This is a genomic window from Chryseobacterium lathyri (assembly GCF_019970085.1).
In the GTDB taxonomy this organism is placed as follows: domain Bacteria; phylum Bacteroidota; class Bacteroidia; order Flavobacteriales; family Weeksellaceae; genus Chryseobacterium; species Chryseobacterium lathyri.
This window is the reverse complement of the sequence record NZ_JAHXYG010000011.1, coordinates 1-1,778: the sequence shown is the minus strand read 5'-3', so window position 1 is coordinate 1,778 and position 1,778 is coordinate 1. Positions and strand designations below refer to the sequence as shown.

Genomic DNA, 1,778 nt, shown 5'->3' with positions numbered 1-1,778 from the left:
CCTGTTCCCATTCCGAACACAGAAGTTAAGCCCACCAGCGCCGATGGTACTGCGAAAGCGGGAGAGTAGGCCGCCGCCAGTTTTTATTAAAAGTCTCATACAACACAGTTTGTATGAGACTTTTTTTGTTTTTATACCTTAGGGAATAGACAATAGGGAATAGGGAATAGGGAATAGGGAATAGGGTGAGGCCAAAAATCATTGATCATTCATCGCTGATCATCACAATACCCCAAAACACACGATCAGGGAAGAGACTTATATTTGCAATAAGCAATAAGCAATAAGCAATGCGGGAAATAACTGATCATTGACCGCTTGTCCTTCAGCTATTATAGATAGTCTCACCAACAAAATAGAATATAGTCTTGTACAGAAATGCGCATGACTTTCTTATAATTAACTCTTTTCTGCGATTACTATTGTGAAACTTACTGTACTGCTTATCCGGTAAAGGACCAAGCTATTGATAAGAAGGTTAAGCACTACCCATCATGCATAATTTAAAATCCCGTTTATTAACAAACATTGCTTGTAGTAAATTACTTTTGCAGGAATCATTACAGAGATCTGCTTAATCTGCCGATCTGCGAGAGATATTCTTTTAACTGAAATCTTATCAATTATTATAACCCATTATATTTTTATAAACATAGTAATCTTAAACTTTGAACAAGCACGCAACCTGTTAGCTGGTTCTATTAGGGAAAAGAGTACACATTATTGTTGATCAGTATGGCTTAAGTTTTTTTATCAATAGGAGTGGGCTTTAGCCCGCTTACAATATAAAGATCAAAAAGGCTTTAGCCAAAACTTATACTATGTCAATCTGATATCTGATATCATTTTTGTAAAGCAAATATCCAGGCTGTTTATAGTTTAATACTGGCTTCATTATTTTTTTGATACTGGATCTTTCTAAACCTTCTTCCAAGGAATCAATACACTTGTTCTATTTATATTTTAAACCAGATCGAGACTTGATTTTAATTTTTAAACCAGCATATAGAATTAAAAAATCTGCTCCATCAGCCTGATCTTTGAGAGCTATCCTGTCCGTTTAAAATTTATCCAGGGTTTTGATAATCTATCCTTACAAAAATCTTCATCAATAGTTTGAACTCCTTACAGATAGGATAACCTTGATGGAGGCCTAATCAATACAACGTAAGACTCCACGATCTGAGAAATCTGTGGAAACTCATCCCGCACATTTTAATATTGTCTTTACTGCAAACTTTTCCGGTTCTATCTCTATAATTCCTTTGCTAAACTTACAACGTATAAAGACCAAAAAGGCTTTAGCCAAAACTTAGATTGATAGAAAAAATCAGGGTATCCATTTTATTATGATATACTTTACCGCTAGATCTATCCAAAAATTTTCCTATCATCGACATTACAATGATAGATTGCAAGCAAAACTATGAACCATTCCTTTCTTCATTTTACTTTTAAAAAATAAGTGCCTCATTCATATCAGATAAAATATTACTCCCCTAGCTAAGCATCTTCATCCCTTAATATCCTAGCTTATCATTTTATTATTATAGTGCCTTTTCTCCTATGATTACCCATTCTTTCCACCCTTTCATTTCCAGGATCATTTATCCACGTCTGTTGTGGATAAGTATAGTATCTCTATAAAATATTAATAATCAAAATACTGTATTAATACTTATCCCCAATGTAAAATGTATGTAAATTTTATGTTAAATAAGTTTGTTTTGCGTTTGAATAAGTTGTTATCTTTGCCGCACTGAAAAACGAGAGTGGTC

At 33.7% G+C, this 1,778-nt stretch carries 1 rRNA gene; it reads left to right on the top strand.

Features of this window, described 5'->3' with window-relative positions:
- Positions 1 to 82: ribosomal RNA gene (gene rrf, locus LC418_RS20815) — 5S ribosomal RNA — on the top strand; the annotation flags it as partial.
- Between the last annotated feature and the right edge of the window lie 1,696 nt (positions 83 to 1,778).